Origin of the sequence: Tardiphaga sp. 20_F10_N6_6 (assembly GCF_052076045.1) — a bacterium.
GTDB classification, from domain to species: Bacteria; Pseudomonadota; Alphaproteobacteria; order Rhizobiales; family Xanthobacteraceae; genus Tardiphaga; species Tardiphaga robiniae.
The window spans coordinates 1,156,275-1,169,902 of sequence record NZ_CP197239.1 but is presented as its reverse complement, the minus strand read 5'-3'; the positions used below and the strand labels follow the sequence as shown (position 1 = coordinate 1,169,902).

Below are 13,628 nucleotides of genomic sequence, written 5' to 3'. Positions count from 1 at the left end.
ACCGCAAGATGTGCTGCCTAGCATTATTTCGATTTGACCGCTCCGGCGCGAACATTCGCGTCCATCGCGATTGGTAGGGACACCGTGAGAAAGCCAGCAGTTCCCTCCATCCGATTCTCCGCAGCAAATTCGCGGAAGACCTTGAGGCGCGTTGAAATGGGAAGCTTGCCAACTTCAAAAGTGTAGCCGATCGATCCGCCGAGAGCGACGACGCGCCCTTCAAATGACCCGAGGCGAGCGCCGCTTCCGGAATCGGCGGTCAACTGCTGATAATAATAGCCGACCAGGCCAAGTGTGAATTCCTTGGTCAGGTACTTCGTGGCCGCCCATTCAAGATGAAATTCGTCGCCGCTCTTGTAGTCCGTAGCCGTGTTGGGCTGATTGAACGTGAAGCCCGCGCTTGCGGAGAGATCCCAGCCCAGTGTCGGATCGAGCCACGTCAGCGCCGTGAAGACGTCAATGGCCGGGCGGTTCAGCGACGCGTTCGAGAGCTGCCCGGGCACGTAAGTCCCGGACGGGATCACACCGCCGACACCCACTTGCCAGTGGAAATTTCCGGAATGCCAGCCGACGAAGGAGTTGATGAAGAAATCGCTGAGAGCCAGTTCGGAATCTACTGCGTTGACGCCGATCGGTCCGAAGCGCGGCGAATTCACCAAGAGATTTGCGTTTACGCGCGGCTCTCCGAAGGGCGTGGTCAACGAGAATGCCAGGTCGCCACCAAAGATCTTGGCGGGCGTCACCCAGATCGTTGTCGGGAGGTTGATCCAAGTCTCCTGCGACACATTTGCGACAAGCAGGCCGCCCGTGGGCAAGGTTCTGCCGCCACCCAGTTTTCCGCTGTAGAAGTATGTGTCGTCCTGGAAGTACACGCCTGGTGGAGGAGTGATGCCGGCGCCAGGCCCCCGTGTCCCCAACAAATAGGCGCCTGTCGCTCCTTCAGCGGCTCTCGCAGAACGTGGGGCGCACGAGAGCGCAATAAACGCAAGAGCCGCAGCACCGAACGCACGTCTCATCTGGCACCCCTACCGTATGATAGAACGCTCGATTCAATGGCAAATCGAGTGGCACCATGTATTCACAGCTTCTGCGCTCTTTCAACCGGCACACTTTTCCAATGGACGATGGTCCGCTTCAGTCATCACAGATGGGAACGCGTCCAATTGAGTAAAACTGACCACGCATTCACCCACTCGTTTTGAGAAGCAGCGCATCCGCCAAATGGAACTGTTATTTGCATGATTGACGTCCGAGATAATATGCGCAGACTGGAGCAAATCCGAAGATGACTGCGTCCGATTGCGGACAAAAGCGATATCCCGAGATAGCTCTCCTGAAGTGTAGTGTGCTGCATCTTGAAAGGGTCGAAAATGCATTCGTTCGTGATGGACTCTATCCGGCGGGTCGGTCGTCTGCCGAAACTTTCCACTAGATCAACGTGCGCAGTCGCGATTTTTTGCGCCTGCGTTGTGTGGAATGCTGCACCTGCATCTGCATTCAGCCCAGACACCGGCCTCCATCAGCAAATTCGCAATGACAGTGACGTAACGCAGGTGCGGGCGCGCGGAGGCGTTGCGGTGCGTACGAGAACGGCGGTCGGCCCAAGAGGCGGCGTGTATCACAGTAGAACGGTTGTTCGCCGAGGAGCCGTGGTGCGTCCCGGGTATGCCGGCGGCGGGGTTCGATGGGCTCGTCCCTACGGCTGGCCCAGGGGAGGCGCGATAGCGGCGGGAGCGGCGATTGGAGTCGTAACCGCCGCGACTGCTGCAGCCTGGGCAGGCACTCCTCCGGCACCCGGGATGTGCTGGTACTACACGGACCCATCGCGCACCCAAGGTTTCTGGGACTATTGCCGGTAGATGCCGGGAGCAGCCTGTCATGACACTGTCGGACGCCCCTCCGGAACAGATTGAACGGCCGGTCGACGTCTCGGACATGATCCGGATTCCGGGCGGCATATTCCGAATGGGATCCGATGCCCATTACCCAGAAGAAGCGCCCGTTCACCGAGTAAAGGTGGAGGGCTTCCGGATCGACCGCACGCCTGTGACGAACCGCCAGTTCAAGGCGTTTGTCAGAGCGACGGGCTACAAGACGTTTGCCGAAATTCCGCCGGCCCCGAAGGACTATCCGGGTGCGCTGCCGAACATGCTGTACGCCGGGTCTTTGGTGTTTGCGCCGCAGCAGAGTGTGACCAATCTGCGCGACTGGAGCCAATGGTGGCAGTTCTTGAAGGGTGCCGATTGGCGTCATCCGTACGGACCGAAGAGCAACATCAACGTCCTCGATCATCATCCGGTCGTGCATGTGTCGTTCGCCGATGCCTTGGCCTATTCGCAGTGGGCGGGCAAAGACCTGCCGACCGAGGCCGAATGGGAATTCGCGGCGCGCGGCGGTCTCGACGGTGCTGAATTCGCATGGGGCGACGAGTTCACGCCGGACGGGGTCCATATGGCCAACACCTGGCAAGGTGAGTTCCCCCGTCAGAACGTGAACACGGACGGATATGAGCGCACTTCTCCGGTGACGGCATTCCCGCCGAATGGCTATGGCGTTCACGACCTGATCGGCAACGTTTGGGAATGGACGACAGACTGGTATGCGCCAAAGCATGATGCTGATGCGCCCAAGGCCTGCTGTATTCCGGAAAACCCGCGCGGCGCTCGGGAAGAGGGCAGCTACGACGCGGCTCAGCCTAACATCAGGATTCCGCGCAAGGTCATCAAGGGCGGGTCGCATCTGTGCGCGCCGAACTATTGCCGCCGCTACCGGCCAGCGGCGCGGCATGCGGAGCAGGTGGACACATCAACCAGCCATCTGGGATTTCGCTGTGTCGTGCGGGGCATGACATGACGGCTGCTCCTACTTCAGCGTTCGCGCGCCTCCTGACGTCCGCCGCGATCGTGCTGTCCGTCGTCCTCCTGTTGCTCGGCGCCTACCGATACGGGTGGTCGATGGAAATCCACCGTCGGTTCTGGGTGGACATCTTCGAGCGCCTCCACGGACCGATGACGTTCCGATTCTATCTGCAGCCGACGATGGCGCTGCTGGCGGCACTCCCCGACGGCATCCGGGATGCACGGCTCGGCCACCGCTCGTTCTTCTGGTCGGCTTGGTGGGACCGTAACGCCTCCACGGGGCGGCTGCGGGAAGGTGTAACATCCGTCGCGCGCATCGTGCTGCTCGGCATCAGCATGGACGTGATCTACCAATTCAAAGTGCTCGACCGTTTCTACCCGGTGGAAGCGTTGATGATGGCGATCATGCTCGCTGTCATTCCATATTTCGTCTTCCGATGGATCGTCGAGTTGATTGCTCGTTGGTGGTTCGCGCGAACGGGCACGGGCACGGCTATGTAACACAAGGACGTTCGATGATCGAAAGCGTGTCCTCCAAGTCCCCCGCCGACCAGATATCGGTCGAACTGTCGTCGCGTCGGACCGGGATGTCGTTTCAAAGGACGCGCATGAGCGCGGATCGCACCCTGATGTCCGTGATCCGGACGTCACTGTCGCTGATCTCGTTCGGCTTCACGATCTCGCAAGTGTTCGAGAAACTGCGCGACCAGAACGTGATCACGCACGGCGCTCCCGCGCGCAATTTCGGCGTGACGCTGGTGGCGCTCGGCATCCTGATGCTGATCGGCGGATTGATTTATCACCTGCAGTTCATGGTCCAACTGCGTGAAGAGCGGAAGATGATGGCTGCCGACGGGTTGATCCACGCCCAGAGCGGCTTTCCGGTGTCGCTGACACTGATCACCGCGGTAATCCTGCTGTTCATCGGCATCGCCGCCATCGTCAGCATGATGTTCCAGGTCGGGCCGTTCGGTTGAAAGTGGAGCGCCGACGCGTCCCGTCGAGACGACAATCAGTTTGAGACCAGAAGCGACCTCGAATTCGACAGATGTAGGAATGGGAGTTGATCGAATGGCCAAAAGCAGCAAGCCGAACATCATCATGATCATGGCCGACGACGTCGGCATCTGGAACATCAGCGCCTATCACCGGGGCATGATGGGTGGCAGCACTCCGAACCTAGACCGTATCGCGCGCGAGGGCGCGCTCTTCACCGACTACTACGGACAGCAGTCATGCACTGCGGGACGCGCGGCATTCATCACGGGGCAGACGCCGTTCCGGACGGGACTATTGAAAGTCGGATTGCCGGCGGCGAAACAGGGCCTGCAGGACTCGGATCCGACCATCGCCGAATTCCTTAAACCCCTCGGCTATGCGACAGCGCAGATCGGCAAAAACCATCTGGGCGATCGCAACGAATATCTGCCTACGGTCCACGGCTTCGACGAGTTCCACGGTATCCTCTACCACTTGAATGCAATGGAAGAACCCTACTACCCGGATTATCCGAAAGACGAGAAATTCCGTACAAAGTTTGGCCCGCGCAGCATTATCAGTACCGTTGCTACAGACGTCGACGATGCAACGGAGGATCCGCGTTGGGGCCGCGTCGGCAAACAGAAGATCACCGACGCCGGTCCACTTCCGCCGCATCCGGGCATGGACCCCGCCGCAAAGGTGAGCATGGAGGACATCGACGCCGATCTGGTGAAGCGCTCATGCGACTTCATTGAGCGCTCCGTGAAGGCCGAGAAGCCGTTCTTCCTCTGGCACAACTCCACGCGGTGCCATTCCTGGACGCATCTGTCCAAACAATGGGACGGCAAGACCGGCTATGGCTTGTTTGCCGATGCGATGGCCGAGTTGGACTGGGTCGTAGGCGAGCTGCTCGCCAAGCTGGACGAACTCGGCATTGCCGACGAAACGATCGTGATGTTCACCAGCGACAATGGTGCTGAAATCTTCAGTTGGCCCGATGGCGGCAATCATCCGTTCCGCGGCGAGAAAGGTACTGTCTACGAAGGGGGGTTCCGGGTCCCCATGCTCGTCAAGTGGCCTGGGGTCATCAAGCCGGGCACCATTATCAACGAAATCGTGTCGGCCGAAGACTGGATGCCGACCCTCGTCGCGGCGGCCGGCGGTGATCCGGATCTGAAGGCGAAGCTGCTCACCGGCTACAAGGCCGGAGAGAAGACCTTCAAAAACCATCTCGACGGCTACAATTTCATGCCGTTCTTCGAAGGAAAGGTAGCGGAAAGTCCCCGCCGGGAATTCTTCTACTTCAGCGACAACGCCGACCTCATGGCCGTGCGCTACAACGAGTGGAAGATCACCTTCAAGACCATCGTCGGCAACCTGTTCACGGGCAAGGAAGACTCTACCAATGTCCCGCTCGTAACCAACCTGCGCGTTGACCCGTGGGAGCGATACCAGACCGAGTCGACGTCCTACGGCGAATGGTGGGGGAAGGCACTGTGGGTCATGATGCCCGCCATGGGTATCATGGGTCAGTTCCTCGCTACCTTCAAAGATTACCCGCCAAGCCAAGCTTCCGGATCACTCAGCATTGAGAAGGCATTGCAGGCGTTGCAGGAGGGGGGCCGGAAGAACTGAACAGCGCGCAGCAATCGTGGAGCGACAGCGGACGATGACGGCATAGACATCGTCCGCTCGAAGCCGGTCGGGGCGACGTTCAGTCCGAAGCGGGAATGAAGACGCATGAAAGAGTGGCTGATCTATGCGACCGAGAACGCCATCGTCCTCATTGATGCGCTGGCGCTCGTCATCATCGTGGTGGGCACGGTGGAGGCCTTCTTCAGCGGCATGCGTGCGATGCTGGGGTCGCCGTCCGGGCATGAGCGGCGCGACGTCTGGCTGCGCTATGCACGCTGGCTGGTGGCGGGGCTGACGTTCCAGCTTGCCGCTGACATCGTCGAGACTTCGATCACGACCGATTGGAACGCGACAGGGCGGATCGCCGCGGTCGCGCTGATCCGTACCTTCCTCAACTACTTCCTCGATCGCGATCTGGAGGAAGTGCGCGGGCGGCAGCGCGAGACAGGCGCAGCGCCGGCGAAGCCGGTAGGAGGGAATTGACGATGCCCACCAGACGACGCCTGTTGGTTCTCCTGTTCGCGTTGTCGGTCATTGACCTGGCCGCCGCGCAGCCGTCGACGGATCCGCTGCAGTCGTGGAACGATGGTGCGGTCAAGAAGTCCATTACGGATTTCGTCTCGCGGGTGACGACGGAGGGCGCTCCGGACTTCGTGCCCGTCGCCGAGCGTATCGCCACCTTCGACAATGACGGTACGCTGTGGTCCGAACAGCCCGCTTATTTCCAGGCCGCCTTCGCGATCGACCGTGTCAAGGCGATGGCCCCGCAGCATCCGGAATGGAAGAAGCAACAGCCCTTCAAGGCATTGCTCGACGGAGATATGAAAGCGCTCGCGGCCTCGGGGCAAAGGGGCATGCTGCAGATCGTAGCCGCCGCCCATAGCGGCATGACTACGGATGAATTTTCGAAGTCGGTCGTCGAATGGATCTCGACCGCGCGGCATCCGCGCTTCGGCCGTCCCTACACGCAGCTTGTGTACCAGCCTATGCTGGAGCTTTTGGCCTACCTTCGGGCAAACGGCTTCAAGACCTTCGTCGTCTCTGGCGGCGGGGTCGAGTTCATGCGGCCATGGATGGAAAAGGTCTACGGCATTCCGCCCGAACAGGTGATCGGCTCCAGTGGCGTCGTCAAATTCGAGATGGGCGCGGATGGGAAACCGGCGCTGCGCAAGACATCCAAAATCGAGTTCGTAGACGACAATCAAGGAAAGCCTGTCGGCATCAACCGCTTCATCGGCCGCCGTCCGATCTTTGCATTCGGCAATTCCGATGGTGATCTCCAGATGCTGCAATGGACGGCGGCCGGTAAAGGCGCGCGTTTCATGGGGATTGTGCATCATACCGACGCCGAGCGAGAGTACGCGTATGACCGGCAGTCGAAGGTCGGCAAGCTCGACAAGGCGCTGAATGAAGGCACCGCGAAGGGCTGGACAGTCGTCGACATGAAGCAGGACTGGAAGACGGTTTTTCCTTGATCTCGAAGGCAACCTGAGGAGCAAACGAATGTACAGACCGATGCTTGCTGCTATCCTATGCCTTGCCTCTTTTGCCGCGACAGCAGAGGAAGACTCGAAACCTGCGATCAAGAAATGGCGGGCCTGTGCCGACGCCACAGCAACCCGATACGCAAAAAGTACGGAAAGCGCTCTCGTTGTCTCGCGCTTAGCAATATTGTCGTGCCGCGCTGAGAAACAAGCAGCTTGGCAAGCGATGTCGCAGGAAAGCGGGGCACACTTTGCTGACGATTACGTCGAAACAGTCGAGCGTCGATATACCGATTTGCTTGCGATCGATGTCATAGAAATGCGGCTGAAACACTGAATTGACGCGCAAAGCATCTATGAAAATTGCAACTGCAAGACGCCGTCAGAACGGTCTTGGGAGATACATCTCGCATGATGGCAGGCGCTTACCACGCAAAGCGCATTCCTACTTTGCCATCATATGCAGATCCCGCACCGTCGAAGCGGGCCTGGTAGGACGCGTTGGCATAAAGGGTGACGTTGGCCGAAAGTTGCCCGCTGGCACCGATGTTGATTTCACCAAACAGGCCGCCGAGATCTGCACGGAACGGAATGAAACCCGTCTCGGATGAGAATGACGTGACCGGATTGCCTCGGAATTCGTTCCAGAGATTGGGCCGAATCCATGCAGTCACGCTGCGCGGCCCGCCATCGATCGACCAGGTGCGGCCGAAGCGGGCACCGATGCGGCCGAGCAGAGAGTCGGCGTTGTCGAAGCGGACGAGGGCGGCTCCATCGCTTGCATTTGCGAATGCGATGCTCTGATAGACCATCTGCACCTGAGGCTCGATGAAATAGCCGTCCGCAAACCGGAACGGATGCCCGGCCTCGACCGATGCTGCCAGACCCTGGCCGCTGGTGTTGAGGGTCGCCAACCCTCGATGGGCGCTGCTGTTGACGTCATAGAACGTCCCCTGGAGGATCGTGTCGGTGTACCAGCCCTGCGGTCCGAAATGGGTCCAGTACCCGCCGAGGCTGTAGGCATCGAAGTTGCTGTTGCCCTGCACGCCGCTGATGTGGGTCACGCGGCCGCGGTCGTTGCCGATGGCGAAATAGACACCAGCCTGATCGCGGCTGCCATCCGGTTTGTCGTGGCGATAGACGTCCATGCCACCCTGAAGTCCACCGAACGAATAACTGTACTGCGGCCCGCTGCCGAAGATTCCGAGCCGGTCTCCGTTCTGGTGCCCGGTGACGCCGATGATGCGCGCCCAGCCGACTTTTCCGTTCTCCGGATTTGAGCGATTGCGCTGGTCTTCTTCCTCGCCGACGCGCTCATGCAGCGTGTCCAGGAGCGAACGTCCGTAGAGCAGCGCCATCGAGGGAATAGCTGCATAGAGCGATGTCTCGGGCCGGTAATTCGCGGGGTCCGGGGTTGGCTGGGCGCAGGCCGGGTTCGTCGGCTCCAGGGCGCAGTTGATCCGCGAGCGCAGATACCAGTCATCGGGGTTGCTGGCATCGATGATGCTGCTGCGGTGGAGCGTGTAGTCGTAAGGCCCGGCCGAGACGGGACCCGCAAGGACGAAGGTGCCTGGGGCGGTCGTACCGCCATTGATGGCATCGATCACGAGGATGCCGTTGCCGCGCGTCAGGTCGCCGCGCCCGATGGTGTTCGCTATCCGAAGAGGGGACAGGCCCGTCGCAGTGCCGCCGTCGATCACGAGGCGATCAGACGGCGCGCTGTCGTTGCCCAGATAGGTGTTCAGCCCGATGATGCCGTTGATGCCGACATAATTTACGGTCGTGAGCGTCTTGTAGCTTGACAGCAGATTGGCATCTCCGGTCGGCGGCGTGAACTGGATCAGGCTCGGGTCGTTGACGAGATTGGTGACGTTCGAGCTGCCGGTCATGATCCACGTGCTGTTGTCGAGCAACGTGACGTTCGACACGCTGCCGGGCGCGGTGTAGGCGGACCCGATGACAGTCGTTCCGGACAACGTCACATTGGCAAGACCGGGGACCACGGGCAGGGCGGCGGGCGGCGGGAAGATGATCGGGATTTCCGTGCCTTCCGGATCGGTGATGCCGGGCGGTCCAGAGTCAGGCGCGCTCAGCGGCGAGAAGTTGGCGATGGTCCCGACGCGCAGCCATTGACCGCTTCCGGAAACGAGAGAGTTTGTCAGCGTGACGTTGCCATTGCCGCCGACGCCGATGGTTGGACCATCGACATTGGTGATGCTGCTCCCGGTGAAGTTGGCGTTGGAGACTTGCCCCGGTGCGCCGGCGACATACAGACCCATAGCGTTGGCGCCAGTGGCGCGGACCGCAGAGTTGATGCCCGTCAGGAGACCGCCTCCTTCGGCGACCCCGCCGTTGGCGACGTTGCCTGTAGTCAGAACAGAGGTGGCATTGATATTGACCGACGATCCGAGGTCGCGTGCATGCAGACCGTTCGATCCGACGCCTTCGGCGAGGACGGACGTACGATTGGCATTGACCGTACCCGCCGTGATCGCCCGCAGACCTGCAGAGAGATTGCCATGGGTCGTGATCGAGGAATTGTCGAGCGTGATGACGGACGGAGCGACCAGGAAATGCTGCACTGATACGGCCCCATGCGCCAACTCTCCGAACGTCTCGACCGAAATGCCGGATCCGTTCAAAGTAGCGGGGAATTGCACACCCGCCTGCTCGACGGTCGCGTAGAGGCCAATGCTGCTGGTGCCGAGCGTTCGGATGGAATTGCCGTTCAGAATCATCGTGCCGCCGTCGTCAGCGACCGCGCCCATGGCAACTAGACCCTGCGTTAAAACCGAGGTGCCGTTGGCCGTGAGGATGCCACCGGGGTTACGCGCGGCCAGTCCATGAGGATAGGCGCTTAGTCTGACGGAATCGCCAAACGTCGTCACTGAGCCGCCGTTCAGGGTAATGTTGCCGCCAAGGTCTGCAAGCGCGCCCATCGCGTTGTCCGGCCCGCGGGTGACGATGGTGACGTTGTTTGCGACGATCGATCCGTTCGTGGCGGCGAATGCGGGACCGTCGCGCCCTTCCGTGGTGACTGATCCGCCGCTCATCTCCGCACTTCCCCCTGCATTGACACGCAGGCCGTAACCGACCGCAGCGGTGCTTCTGATGGTGCTGTCGGTCAGCTTGATCGTTGAACCCGCGTCCTGCACCAGCACGCCCGTATTGTTCGCGGAGAACAACGCGCTGTTGGTGAACTCGGCCGCGCCGCCATTAAAGATGAAAGCCGCCGGCGCTCGGGTCCCCGACACGGAGATCGTCGAGTCGAATACGGATGCAACTGAACCGACATCCTGCACGGAAATGCCGTTGCCGCGCTGTCCGGTCGTCGTGATCGTGCTACCGCGAAGTTCGATGAAACCGCCTGACATGACACGTGCCGCCGACGATGGATCGGTGTCGGCGGACGCCGTTGAACTTGTGCTGATCGTGGTACGGGTCAGGAAAATCAAGCCGCCGTTTTCCGCGCGCGCGCCGCTCGCCAGCAAACCCGAGGTGCTGATGGAGATGCCATCGCCGTTGATCCGGCTGCCGGCCCCAAATGAGATCAGCGCGTGACTGCCGATGGGACCGACGGTGTTCTGCACGCCCGTCGTTGAGATCAGCGCCCCGTTTCCAAGATTGATGACGCCGCTGTCCTCGGCCGTCACCGCGATCGATCCGCGAGAGGCCGTGGAAACGCCGCCGCCGGAGATGCCGATGGTGCTGCCGACTCCGGTTGCCACGACGCCGCGGTTGGTTAGGCCGTTCCCGCCGCCGAGCATCTGCAGGAAGGTGTTGGTGAGGGAAATCACGGTGCCTGCTTCCGCGAGCGCGCCGGTCATATTGCTGGCGGTCGTAGTGCCGTTCGGCGGCCCCATCGTGATCGTGGAACCCGTCGCAAAAATTTGGCTTCCCGTCCCCGTTGCGCGAAGACCGATCTGTCCGGCTGAATTCGCAGTCGTTGTCGCTGTGGTCTTAAGGGTGCTGCCGTCGAACGTGACACGGCCACCTGAATCAGAAAGCACCCCAGTCGTCGTCGCTGACGCGAGATTCTCGGTGATGCCATTCGCGGTGATGTTTCCCGCGTTCAAAGCATCGATTCCGACGTTTCCTGCGCCATTGACGTTGAGCGTTGTTCCTGACGGCACGGTGCACTGACCGCCATTAGCGATCGCTGGTGTGGGACATACCTGCGCCGAAACGGACGGGGCATTTGCAACAAACAAAACGACAGCAAGAAAACAGATCGACGCATGATGTTTTGGATAACAGACCGTCCACGCAAACGTCATCGTTGCACCTCAAGGCGCTTTCGAACGCTGTTATGTTCAAGTCAGGACGCTGTCGGTGTTCTACACTCGCGTCGGCATCTTCAGCCCATAGACCCGCATTGTTCGCCGTTTCTCGGCCACATCATCTGCTTGGCGGAAGTAGCCGAAATTGTGTCGCGCAACTCGGACGATCATTTTGGTCCGCCGGTGTGTTGGTCGCGCCACTAAATGGTCAGTGATGCGGACATAATATTCGCTGCGGTCGAAGGCTTGTGCGGAGTCGCGGAGCGGCGTCAGGCCGGGCTTTAAGTATCCGTGGTCCAGTCCGAGACCGCCATGAAGCGCGATTAGTGTCGGCTGCTCAACCAGTCGTCCATTCACTGGTTTAAGCTGCGCTACGTCGATATCGAAGTAAATTTCTGTCCCGTTCAACTCAATTCTTATTTGTACCCCGATCGGGCCAGGCACTGGCCGTTTGTATCGAAAAATTCGTCGTGCATTATCTCAGGGTTCCTGCAACACGCACGACCAAGAAGATCCAAGACCAGATAACAAGTCCTCGATTGCCATTCTAGACGTTACGCGCGACACCAACCGAAGGACGACAATGCGTTCGTCCTTCGGGCAGTACATCATGTAAAATAGCGTTTACAGAAATCGAAGAGCCTCAGTGTTCTTAGCTGTGCGAGCAGCCCCGATGGCTCCCACGCGTCATGGGATGAGCAGCAACTTTCCGATCGACGAACGGTTCTCGATGTCGGTGTGTGCCCTTGCAGCTTCGCTAAGAGCGTATTTTCCCCCGATCGTCACTTTCAGCTTTCCAGTTGCGATCCAGTCAAACAGTCGAGCGCTCCGCGAACGGAAAGCATCTGGAGTCGCGATGTGATCAAAGAAAACCGCGTAGCCGAGCTTGATGCTTTTCGGCAGGCTCATGATATCGATCGGGCCGGGACCGCCGAGAACTGGGCCATACCAGCAGAATGTGCCGGAACGACGCAGCGCCTTGAGGGAGCCTTGGAACGTCTTCGGTCCGGAACCGTCGTACACCACGTGCACGCCCTCACCATCGGTAAGACGTAACGCCTCTTCGGCGAAGTTGCCTTCCGCATCGACGATGACATGATCGGCTCCGGCTTGTTGGGCGACCGAGATCTTCTCTGTAGAAGAAACACGCCCGATGACCCGTCCGCCTTGGAACTTAATGATCTGGGTCATCAAAAGCCCAAGTCCGCCGGCTGCCGCGTGGACGAGGGCGACATCGCCGCTTTTCACTGAATAGAAGTCTGTCGTGAAATGACTCGCGGTCAGCCCTTGCATCATGACCGCAGTGGCAGTCAGATCATCAATGGTATCCGGAACCTGGACCAAAGAGGTCGCAGGCAGGACGACTTTCTGCGCATAGCTGCCCGGTCCGTAGACCCATGCGACCCGTTGGCCGGCGCGGAAATCGCTTACTCGCTCGCCAACGGCCAGAACGACCCCAGATCCTTCAACGCCGAGTACACGCGGAAGCGGCATTTCGGTCCACGCGGATCCCCGACGAACACCGATGTCCATGAAGTTTACGCCAGCGGCGGCTACTTGGATGAGAACCTCGGTGGGACCGGGTACCGGATCCGGCCGGGAGACGAGCTCCAAGACGTCCACTTCGCCGATTCCGTTCATAACAAGTGCTTTCACGCGCTTTCCTTTCTTGAATGATCGTTCCAAATTTAAGCAAAAAAATTATCTGACCGCTTGGAGGAGGGTTTGCGCCAACGAGCGGAGTTGCGCCGGACGGGCCCCGCCGCGAGCTGCCAGACGTATTGCGGCCAGATTCGCGAGCACGAACGCGGCCGCATCGGCCGGGTCAAGATCACGCCGGAGGTCTCCCTCGGCGAGAGCCTGCTGGGCCTTTTTCGTCAGCGCTGATCGCAACGCGCGATCCGCCGCTGCATGAATACCCTTCAAGTCGTCGCGTGAACTGCCGAACTCGGATAGTGAGCCTACCCCGAGGCACGGCCGTTCCGCTTCCTGAACTACGCGATGAATCATACAAGCGATGCCATCTATGGCCTTGGGTCCTTTTGAAAGCGCATGTAAGTGCGCTTCCCCCTCGGATGCTGCGTAACTACGAACAGCCTCGCAATAAAGCTGCCACTTGTCACCGAATGTGTCGTAGAGGCTTTGCCGTCCGATACCCATTGAATCGGTCAGCATCCCAGCCGAAGTGCCAGCGAAGCCGTGCTCGCGGAACACCTCTACCGCTGCCGCGAGCGCCTCCGTACTGTCAAATTCCTTCGATCTCGCCATTGAAGCTACATCGCAGTTCTGGAATGATCGGTCAAGTATGAATCGACGGAAAACTCATTGCGCGGGCGGCAGCCGGTCTTCAGAGGGGAGCGCTGGAATGTCCGACTTCTGGAGCGTGACGA

12 protein-coding genes are annotated in these 13,628 nt (G+C 59.9%); 7 read left to right on the top strand and 5 right to left on the bottom strand.

Annotated features, from left to right (window positions below; all coding sequences use genetic code 11):
• Window positions 1-23: 23 nt before the first annotated feature.
• Complete coding sequence (locus AB7813_RS05560) at window positions 24-1,016, bottom strand: SphA family protein (RefSeq protein WP_441227947.1); 993 nt, start codon at window positions 1,014-1,016, stop codon at window positions 24-26.
• A gap of 862 nt (window positions 1,017-1,878) precedes the next feature.
• On the opposite strand from AB7813_RS05560, the gene AB7813_RS05555 reads away from it, so the two are divergent.
• The 7 genes from AB7813_RS05555 (at window position 1,879) to AB7813_RS05525 (ending at window position 7,295) form a co-directional block, all read left to right on the top strand.
• Window positions 1,879-2,853: a formylglycine-generating enzyme family protein gene (locus AB7813_RS05555; RefSeq protein WP_441227946.1), complete on the top strand. Its 975-nt coding sequence runs from the start codon at window positions 1,879-1,881 to the stop codon at window positions 2,851-2,853.
• On the top strand, window positions 2,850-3,359 hold the full coding sequence (locus AB7813_RS05550; protein WP_439058294.1) for a hypothetical protein: 510 nt from the start codon (window positions 2,850-2,852) through the stop codon (window positions 3,357-3,359). Before AB7813_RS05555 ends, AB7813_RS05550 begins: the two co-directional genes overlap by 4 nt.
• A gap of 14 nt (window positions 3,360-3,373) precedes the next feature.
• Complete coding sequence (locus AB7813_RS05545; RefSeq protein ID WP_439058295.1) at window positions 3,374-3,835, top strand: YidH family protein; 462 nt, start codon at window positions 3,374-3,376, stop codon at window positions 3,833-3,835.
• Between the two features lie 94 nt (window positions 3,836-3,929).
• Entirely contained in the window at window positions 3,930-5,474 is a 1,545-nt protein-coding gene (locus AB7813_RS05540; RefSeq protein ID WP_441227945.1) for an arylsulfatase, read from the top strand.
• Window positions 5,475-5,579: 105 nt separating this feature from the next.
• Window positions 5,580-5,957 carry a DUF1622 domain-containing protein gene (locus AB7813_RS05535; protein WP_439058297.1) on the top strand — a complete coding sequence of 126 codons (378 nt, stop codon included), beginning with the start codon at window positions 5,580-5,582 and terminating at the stop codon, window positions 5,955-5,957.
• A 2-nt stretch (window positions 5,958-5,959) separates the two neighbouring features.
• The gene (locus AB7813_RS05530; RefSeq protein WP_441227944.1) at window positions 5,960-6,949 is read left to right on the top strand and encodes an HAD family hydrolase; all 990 of its coding nucleotides are present in this window, start codon (window positions 5,960-5,962) and stop codon (window positions 6,947-6,949) included.
• 28 nt (window positions 6,950-6,977) lie between these two features.
• On the top strand, window positions 6,978-7,295 hold the full coding sequence (locus tag AB7813_RS05525) for a hypothetical protein (RefSeq protein ID WP_441227943.1): 318 nt from the start codon (window positions 6,978-6,980) through the stop codon (window positions 7,293-7,295).
• Between the two features lie 88 nt (window positions 7,296-7,383).
• Here the strand turns inward: AB7813_RS05525 and AB7813_RS05520 are convergent, their stop codons facing one another.
• The 4 genes from AB7813_RS05520 to AB7813_RS05505 form a co-directional block, all read right to left on the bottom strand.
• Window positions 7,384-10,821 (bottom strand): autotransporter outer membrane beta-barrel domain-containing protein, encoded by a 3,438-nt coding sequence (locus tag AB7813_RS05520; RefSeq protein ID WP_441227942.1) that lies wholly within the window; start codon window positions 10,819-10,821, stop codon window positions 7,384-7,386.
• A 474-nt stretch (window positions 10,822-11,295) separates the two neighbouring features.
• Window positions 11,296-11,646 (bottom strand): hypothetical protein, encoded by a 351-nt coding sequence (locus AB7813_RS05515; protein WP_441227941.1) that lies wholly within the window; start codon window positions 11,644-11,646, stop codon window positions 11,296-11,298.
• Between the two features lie 279 nt (window positions 11,647-11,925).
• A complete protein-coding gene (locus tag AB7813_RS05510; RefSeq protein ID WP_441227940.1) occupies window positions 11,926-12,894 on the bottom strand; it encodes a quinone oxidoreductase family protein in 969 nt (322 codons plus the stop codon).
• Window positions 12,895-12,939: 45 nt separating this feature from the next.
• Window positions 12,940-13,506 (bottom strand): TetR/AcrR family transcriptional regulator, encoded by a 567-nt coding sequence (locus AB7813_RS05505; RefSeq protein WP_441227939.1) that lies wholly within the window; start codon window positions 13,504-13,506, stop codon window positions 12,940-12,942.
• Window positions 13,507-13,628: the final 122 nt, after the last annotated feature.

What these genes read in the sequence shown, in the direction of transcription:
- AB7813_RS05505 (WP_441227939.1), bottom strand. Translation starts at nt 13,506, where the DNA reads ATGGCGAGATCGAAGGAATTTGACAGTACGGAGGCGCTCGCGGCAGCG.
- AB7813_RS05550 (WP_439058294.1), top strand. Translation starts at nt 2,850, where the DNA reads ATGACGGCTGCTCCTACTTCAGCGTTCGCGCGCCTCCTGACGTCCGCC.
- AB7813_RS05520 (WP_441227942.1), bottom strand. Translation starts at nt 10,821, where the DNA reads ATGGGGCCGCCGAACGGCACTACGACCGCCAGCAATATGACCGGCGCG.
- AB7813_RS05560 (WP_441227947.1), bottom strand. Translation starts at nt 1,016, where the DNA reads ATGAGACGTGCGTTCGGTGCTGCGGCTCTTGCGTTTATTGCGCTCTCG.
- AB7813_RS05530 (WP_441227944.1), top strand. Translation starts at nt 5,960, where the DNA reads ATGCCCACCAGACGACGCCTGTTGGTTCTCCTGTTCGCGTTGTCGGTC.
- AB7813_RS05525 (WP_441227943.1), top strand. Translation starts at nt 6,978, where the DNA reads ATGTACAGACCGATGCTTGCTGCTATCCTATGCCTTGCCTCTTTTGCC.
- AB7813_RS05545 (WP_439058295.1), top strand. Translation starts at nt 3,374, where the DNA reads ATGATCGAAAGCGTGTCCTCCAAGTCCCCCGCCGACCAGATATCGGTC.
- AB7813_RS05555 (WP_441227946.1), top strand. Translation starts at nt 1,879, where the DNA reads ATGACACTGTCGGACGCCCCTCCGGAACAGATTGAACGGCCGGTCGAC.
- AB7813_RS05535 (WP_439058297.1), top strand. Translation starts at nt 5,580, where the DNA reads ATGAAAGAGTGGCTGATCTATGCGACCGAGAACGCCATCGTCCTCATT.
- AB7813_RS05540 (WP_441227945.1), top strand. Translation starts at nt 3,930, where the DNA reads ATGGCCAAAAGCAGCAAGCCGAACATCATCATGATCATGGCCGACGAC.